We start from the raw sequence: 7,438 nt of genomic DNA, 5'->3' as shown, positions 1-7,438 counted from the left end.
GCTCAGAAACCTAGACAGAGAACGGCGTGCGCCACTCCAGGCACGCTCAAATCACCCACACATACAGCAGAAGAGCCGGATAACCCGTCGTCTGCTCGACGGGTGGGGTGGCCCACCGGCGCGGCGACGGCGGGCGGCAGCGGGGCGCGACGGGTGGGGTGGCGGTGGGTGGCGGTGGGCGCGACGGGTGGGGTGGCGGCGGGGAGGTGGGAGTGGGGACAGGCGGTGGGGAGTGGGGACTGGCAATAGCAGGTGCGGACCCACCATTGCCTGTTGCATGAGCCCGGATCGGGCAATCACCGCCTACATAGCGGGCAGCCGGTGGAGGCGAGATCGGGCAGGAGAGCCTGCTGTCCTCTGGGCAGGGCGGGTGGCGTGGGGTGTCGGTGGGTGGGGTTAGCGTCGAGGCATGAGGTTTTCGGTGACAGTGGGGGCTGTGGGGGTCGGGCGGGATCCGCGGGGGCTCGCGGAGTTGGCGAAGGTTGTGGAGGGGGCGGGGTGGGACGGGTTGTTTCTGGAGGACTATCTGGTCTACCAGGGGGATGTGTCTCAGCCGACGTACGATCCATGGGTTTGTCTGGCGGCGATGGCGATGACCACCGAGCGGATCCGGATCGGGACGACCGTCACTCCCTTGCCGAGGCGGAGGCCGTGGAAGGTGGCGGCGGAGGCGGTGGCGGTGGATCAGCTGTCCGGCGGCCGGATGATCCTCGGGGTCGGGATCGGGGATCCTGGGGACCCGTTCATGGAGAGCAACGATCCGCGGGTGCTCGCGGAGATGCTCGACGAAGGGCTCGCGGTCATCGACCAACTGTGGACCGGGCAGCCGGTGACCTACAGCGGGAAGCACTACACGCTGAAGGACGCGCAACTGACGGCCCGGCCGGTGCAGGAGCCGAGGATCCCGATCTGGGTAGGAGGCAACTTTCTCGTGCCGTCGGTACGGCGGCGGATCCTTCGCTGGGACGGCTCCTGCGCGTACAAAGGCAGCACGGACGCACCCCAGCAGATCACGCCGGACGACGTCCGCGCGCTACGTGCCGACGGCGGCCGGGACCTCGAGGTGAAGGTGAGCGGCGGGGATCCAGCCGCGTTCGCGGAAGCCGGCGCGACGTGGTGGGGGCGATGGATCCCGCCGCTGTCCGTCACCGAGACGCGAGCCATCATCGAGCAAGGCCCTCCGGTGCTCTGAACCGTTGACAGCGCGGCGGCCTCGGGAGAGACTGCCGATGTTTTTAACGTTCAAAACGTCCGTGGGAGGTCGCTGTGGCTACTTTGAAGCAGGTCGCCGCCCACGCCGAGGTCTCCGTGCAGACGGTGTCGAACGCGCTGAACGCCCCGCACCGCCTGCGCGCGGACACGCTCGAACGGGTCAACCGCTCCATCGAGCTGCTCAACTACCGGCCCAATCGTAACGCCCGCAGCCTCCGCACCAGCGCGGTCGAGCTGATCGGGTACTGCGTGCCGAGCTGGCCGAACCAGACGCACCTGGTGATGGACCAGTTCCTGCACGCCCTCTGCGCCGCCGCCGAGCGCACCGGCCGGCACATCCTGCTTTTCACCGCACCGGGCGGCGTCGACGGTATGCCGACGTACGACGACCTGCACGCACGCCGGATGGTCGACGGGTTCGTCCTGTCGCAGACCGAGACGCACGACCCGCGGCACGGCTGGCTGAAGGAACAGGGCATCCCGTTCGTCAGCTTCGGCCGGGTGTGGAAGGAAACCACGCAACCCGGCCCGTGGGTGGATGTCGACGGCGCGGCCGGCTCCGCGATGGCGGTCCGGCACCTGTACGAGAGCGGCCGCCGCCGGATCGCCTTCCTGGGCTGGCCGAAGTCGTCCGGCCTCGGCGAGGACCGGGTCGGCGGCTGGCGCGACGCGTGCAAGGACCTCGGTCTGCCGACGACCGGGCTGACCGTCCGGTGCCGCGAGGACAGCATCGAGGAGGGTGCTCGCGCCACCGCGCGGCTGCTCGACGCCGGCCGGACCGTCGACGGGATCGTTGCCCTGAGCGACATTCTCGCCCTCGGCGCGCTCCGCGAGCTCACCCGCCGCGGCCTCATCCCCGGCCACGACGTCGGCGTCACCGGCTTCGACGACTCGCCGCTCGCCGAGGTCGTGTCCCCCGGCCTGACCAGCCTCCGGCAACCGATGGACCAGATCGCCGAAGAGCTGATCACGATCCTGACCGGCTCCAGCAACGGGAGTCCGGTCGAACGCCTGTTGCGGCCAGAACTGGTGATCAGGGGCAGCTCGGCCCCTGGCTGATTTTCGGCGCTTCTCCCCGGGCGCCGCGAGAAGGAGGAACCGCCATGACTCCCTATCCGACCAACCGAAGTCGCCGACGTGGTGCAGCCCCACCCGGCCGGAAACCGATGCGGAAGATCGCCGGTGTCGCCCTGCTGGCCACCGCCGTCGTGCTGGCCGGCACCGCCTCGGCCACCGCCGGCTCATCCGGTACCACCGCAACCAGGGCGACGGCACCGTCCGAACTCTCCGAGACCACCCGCCTGACCGATCGGCGTTCGCTCGTCGTCGGCGACCGCGCCTACGCGATGGGCGACGAGTCCGGTCTCTACCCCGCCGCCGGGTGGCACATCCGCGGTGAGATGGGCGGCTTCTGGTCGCAGCCGATCAAGCTCCTGGACGGCATCTGGTTCGGTCTCGACGGCAATTGGCTCGGCAAGCAGGTGCCCGCCGCGAAGTACACCAGCGGCCACGGCTACAGCCGGATCGACTACTCCGGATCCGTGAACGTACGCCGTACCGACTTCGTCCCCGACGGCATCCGCGCGACGCTCGTCGGACTCACCCTGAGCTCGAGTACGGCGAAGACGGTCAAGCTCGACGTCGACGCGCACTCCGAGTTGATGCAGCCGTACCCGTGGGGCTGGACCACTCCGAGCGCCGCGGACGCGAATCTGCCCGACACCGGCGACTTCAGCGACGGCGCGCTCCGCTTCCGCGAGCAGGGCACCCCGTCGTACCCGAACGCGACCGCGCACGACTACGCCGCGTTCGTCGGATCGTCCCTGCGTCCGACAAGCCACCAGCTCGGCGCGGATCACCGCGGACCGCAGAGCCCGGCGGTGACGTGTCCGGCCGACGGTACGACGCCTGCTCGGTGCGACGACTCGCTCGTCGGGAAGGGCACCGGCGGCCGGCTCACGTACGACGTACCGCTGGCCGCGGGTCAGCAGAAGACGATCTGGTTCGCCGTGGCCGGATCGGACCAGGGCAGCCGGGCCGCGGAACGCGAGTACGGCAAGGCGCTGAGCGACCCGGACAAGTTGCTGCGGGCAAAGACTTCCGCGCGGCACCAGATCGATGCGCAATCTGCAGTGGACCTTCCTGGTGACCGTTTACTGCAGCAGAGCGTCGAGTGGAGCAAGCAGAACCTCGCGGACTCGGTGCAGGAGGCGCGCAACCTGCAGATCCGGGACGTGAACGAAGGCAAGGACTACCCGGCGCCGGTCGGGACGGTGCCGACCGCCCGCTGGTTCGGCGCCGGCTTCCCGGACTATCCGTGGCTGTTCGCGACCGATGGCGAGTACACGGCCTTCGCTGCAGTCGCAGCCGGACAGTTCGACACCGTGAAGGAGCACCTGCGGGCGCTCCGCGATGTCAGTGACCTGTTGAACAACCGCAGCGGCAAGGTCGCGCACGAGGTGACACCGACCGGCGACGTGTACTTCGGCTCGAACCAGAGCGCGGGCAACACCGACGAGACGGTGAAGTTCCCGAGTACGGTCGCACTGCTGTGGCGCTGGACTGGTGACAACAAGTTCCGCGACGAGATGTACGACTTCAGCGTCCGGAACCTGCAGTACATCTACAAGTCCCTCGACAAGGACAACGACGGCTGGCCCGAAGGACTCGCGAACGTCGAGCGCGCGGGCATGGGCGTCGAGAAACTCGACAGCACCGTGTACCTCGCCCGCGGTCTGCGGGATCTGGCCGACCTGGCCGCGTCCAAGCACGACACGCAGGTGCAGCAGTGGGCGACCGGCCGCGCCAACGACCTCGAGTCCAAGTTCGAGGCGCAATGGTGGGTACCGGCGGCGAAGGGGTACGCCGACTCGGTCGACGACCCGGCCAACCCGGCGAACGACAACACCCCGATCTTCCAGCGGCACTGGATCGGCGTCACGCCGATGGAAGCGGTATTGACCCGTCCCGGCCAGACGTCGCCGCTGGCGTCGGCCGAGCACGCGAAGATCGCGCTCGACCAGCGCGAAACCTCTTGCTACACAGGGGAATTCGGCCTCTTCCATACCGGGACCGGCCCGACCTCAGCCGCGGGCGGCAACCGCGGTGACACGTGTGACCCGGTCGTCTCGACGGTCCAGAGCGAGCGCACCATGTTCGGTCTGAACACATCGATCATGGCGGTTGCGGAGGGCAACTTCGGCCGCCTGGGCACGACGCAGCAGCAGCGGTACACCACCGGCAACGCCCGGATCCAGCTCGACCCGTCGGTCTGGGAGACGCCCGGTGCGATGCCCGAGATCGCTCCGTCGCCGGACTCGCCGGCGAACATCGGCCGGCCGTTCTACGACCGCTCGATGACGCTGCAGGCCTGGGGCGCGTACGGCATCCTCTGGCCGGTGATCCACCAGCAGCTCGGCGTCGATCCCGATCTGGGACACGGGCGGATCGCCGTCGTACCGCAACTTCCCGAAGGCCAGCAGAAGGTGGCCGGCAGCAACATCCGGGTCGGTCGCGGGGCGGTCGATGTGTCGGCACGCCTTACAGGTAAGGCGTTGTCGACCGAGGTGACCGCGAAGAACACCGACGCGGCGCTCACGGTCGGCGCCGTACTGCCGACCGGCGCACAGGTGCGGAGTGTGGCGGTCGACGGTCACGCGGCGCAGTACCAGCTGGTCACGACCAGCCGCGGGACGGAGGTGCGGGTACCGGCGAGCGGCGCGCACACGCTCCTGACGATCACGCTGAAGTAGATCTCTCGAGGGCCGGCCGGTGCGCAAACGTTTAGCACACCGGCCGGCCTTCTCATGCCCGGGAATCCGGTACTGCGGAGTCTTGATGCGCAACGAGAAGGCGGGCCCCTCCGAGTATGAGTCGGAGGGGCCCGCACAGCTGAAGGAAAGTGACGTCTCCAGCTTCCCGATACGGGTCCGTGGAGGCCGGCAGACCCCGTCACCGGTCTACCTCGGTGGGGATCCCCACCGCGAGGGCCCTCGGTTTCCGTTCGACCCGCCGCTTCGATCGAAGCAGCGTGTCGACCTTTCTACCGCTGTCGGCAGTCCCGGCACAACCCTTTACAGGCAACAGTTTCGGTCGTCCACAGTGGGACCGCAATCATCCACAGAAACCGTCCGGGTTATGCACAGCCCCTGTGCATAACCCCCTTAGCCCTTAGGCGGTTTGACTGCCATCGGGTGCAGGAGCCGGTACCCGGCGTACACGCCGAGCACGCTGACCACCAGGACGGACGGTACGGCGACCGCGAGGGGTGGACGGTGGTACCCGATGTTGTTCAGCACGTCCGCGAGCCACTGAGCGACGAGGAGGAACTCGGCCGCCGCCGCGGGCACCAGGGCGAGCGGCAGCAGCAGGATGCCGCGCCAGAATCCGAACCGGACGAAGGTGATGCCGAGCAGCCAGCCCGTCACCTCGTGGGCGACGATCAGCAGGAAGAACTCGATGAACACCAGACCGACCTGCGACGTACTCGTGAACAGGTGCGGGTTGGTCAGTTTGCCGGGCCAGTCCTGCCACACGTACAGAACGTGTTCCACCTGGTAGACCAGCACCCACAGCAGCGCGGTGGCCGCCGCGGCACCCGTGAGATAGATGCCTGCGGCAACCGAAAGCATCCGGCGGGTGATGCCCTGAGAGATCAGCAAGGCGAAGTACGCCGGGGTGACGGTGATGCCGACCGCCATCGAGAAGTACTTCGGCGACTGGGTGCCGTAGTCCCACGCACTGCTGGTGACGCCGCCGGACAGAAGCTGGATGACGATCCCGACGAGGAACAACGCGAGGACCATCACCGCCCAGTAGCCGAGCAGCATCGGCCGCAGACCGATCGCCAGCGCCCGCAGCACGTGCTTGAGCCGATGCCAGTCTGTGATCCCGCGCGGCAACGTCGCCCCAGTCTGGACCGCCGTACTCATGACTTGACCCCCGTGAGGTGGACGAACAGGTCCTGGAGACCGACCGGGCCGATCTCCAGGCCGGCGGCGGTCGCCTGTGCGAGCAGCGCCGGGTCGAGGTCGCCGAGGACCGTGGTCGACTTGGTGCCGCCCAGCCGTTCCTCCGCGAGCACGGTGAAGCTCGCGGTGAACTCGTCGACGGTCGCGGCCGGACCGACGATCGAGGCGCCACGCCCGCGGAGCGCGTCGACCGGCGACTGGGTGACGAGTCGGCCCTGGTCGAGGATCACGACCTCCTCGAGCATCGCGCTCACCTCACTCACCAGATGGGTTGAGAGCACGATCGTCCGCGGCATCTCGGCGTAGTCCGCGAGCAGCATGTCGTAGAAGAGGTTCCGCGACGGGACGTCCATGCCCAGGTAGCTCTCGTCGAAGATCGTCAACGGGGCGCGGCTGGCGAGACCGAGGACGACGCCGAGCGCGGACTTCTTACCGCGGGAGAGCTTTTGGATCTTCTTGTTCAGCGGGACCTCGAAGCGGTCCAGGAGTTCGCCGGCGAGGTCGGCGTCCCAGTACGGGCGCAGCGCCGCCGCGAGCCCGACCGCGTGCTTGACGGGTACGGCGTCCGGACGGTCACCGGACTCGCGGATCAGGCACACCCGGCTCGTGACGACCGCGTTCTCGTACGGCTCCTGCGCCGCACCGAGGTCACCGCCCTCGATCAGCACCCGCCCCTCGTCGGGCCGCCGGAACCCGGCCAGCGTGGCGGCGAGCGTGCTCTTGCCGGACCCGTTCCGGCCGAGCAGCCCGTGGATCTTCCCAGGCGCGAGACGCAGGTCGAGCCGGTCCAACGCGGGCACACCGGCGAACCGGACCGAGAGATCCTCGGTCCTGACAGTCAGGGCGGCGGTCATCAGGCTTCTCCGTAGGTGCGGATGTGCTGGAGGATGTCTTTGAGGGGGATGCCGATCGCCTTGGCCTCACGGATCATCGGGTCGACGACGTCGGCGAAGAACGAGTCGCGGCGGCCGGTGCGGAGCAGATCGCGGGCATTCGGCGCGACGAACATGCCGATCCCGCGCTTCTTGTAGAGGACGCCGTCGTCGACCAGCTGGGCGAACCCCTTGGCGGCGGTGGCCGGGTTGATCCGGTAGAAGGCGGCGTACTGGTTGGTCGACATCACCTGCTCGCCCTCGGCCAGCGCGCCGGTCACGATGTCGTTCTTGATCTGCTCCGCGATCTGCAGGTAGATCGGACTCCGGTCGTCGAACACCACTCCACCCCCTTCCTCGGTTCATTACTTGAGCAACGAACCA

General features: G+C 68.4%; 6 protein-coding genes. 3 read left to right on the top strand and 3 right to left on the bottom strand.

What is annotated here, in order from left to right; genetic code table 11:
* The first annotated feature begins 409 nt into the window (after positions 1–409).
* The 3 genes from EV647_RS30665 (at position 410) to EV647_RS30655 (ending at position 4,964) form a co-directional block, all read left to right on the top strand.
* The gene (locus EV647_RS30665) at positions 410–1,192 is read left to right on the top strand and encodes an LLM class flavin-dependent oxidoreductase (protein WP_134009058.1); all 783 of its coding nucleotides are present in this window, start codon (positions 410–412) and stop codon (positions 1,190–1,192) included.
* 74 nt (positions 1,193–1,266) lie between these two features.
* Positions 1,267–2,271: a LacI family DNA-binding transcriptional regulator gene (locus EV647_RS30660; protein ID WP_134009056.1), complete on the top strand. Its 1,005-nt coding sequence runs from the start codon at positions 1,267–1,269 to the stop codon at positions 2,269–2,271.
* A gap of 44 nt (positions 2,272–2,315) precedes the next feature.
* Positions 2,316–4,964 carry a glycogen debranching protein gene (locus EV647_RS30655; RefSeq protein WP_238177466.1) on the top strand — a complete coding sequence of 883 codons (2,649 nt, stop codon included), beginning with the start codon at positions 2,316–2,318 and terminating at the stop codon, positions 4,962–4,964.
* A gap of 411 nt (positions 4,965–5,375) precedes the next feature.
* On the opposite strand, the gene EV647_RS30650 is transcribed toward EV647_RS30655, so the two are convergent.
* The 3 genes from EV647_RS30650 to EV647_RS30640 are packed head-to-tail and all read right to left on the bottom strand — an operon-like array spanning position 5,376 to position 7,395.
* On the bottom strand, positions 5,376–6,143 hold the full coding sequence (locus tag EV647_RS30650) for a hypothetical protein (RefSeq protein WP_134009054.1): 768 nt from the start codon (positions 6,141–6,143) through the stop codon (positions 5,376–5,378).
* On the bottom strand, positions 6,140–7,036 hold the full coding sequence (locus tag EV647_RS30645; RefSeq protein ID WP_134009052.1) for an ATP-binding cassette domain-containing protein: 897 nt from the start codon (positions 7,034–7,036) through the stop codon (positions 6,140–6,142). Before EV647_RS30645 ends, EV647_RS30650 begins: the two co-directional genes overlap by 4 nt.
* Entirely contained in the window at positions 7,036–7,395 is a 360-nt protein-coding gene (locus EV647_RS30640; RefSeq protein ID WP_134009050.1) for a GntR family transcriptional regulator, read from the bottom strand. The genes EV647_RS30645 and EV647_RS30640 overlap by 1 nt, the downstream gene beginning before the upstream one ends.
* Between the last annotated feature and the right edge of the window lie 43 nt (positions 7,396–7,438).

Source organism: Kribbella sp. VKM Ac-2566 (assembly GCF_004366005.1).
GTDB lineage: Bacteria > Actinomycetota > Actinomycetes > Propionibacteriales > Kribbellaceae > Kribbella > Kribbella pratensis.
This window is presented reverse-complemented; position numbering and strand designations above follow the sequence as displayed.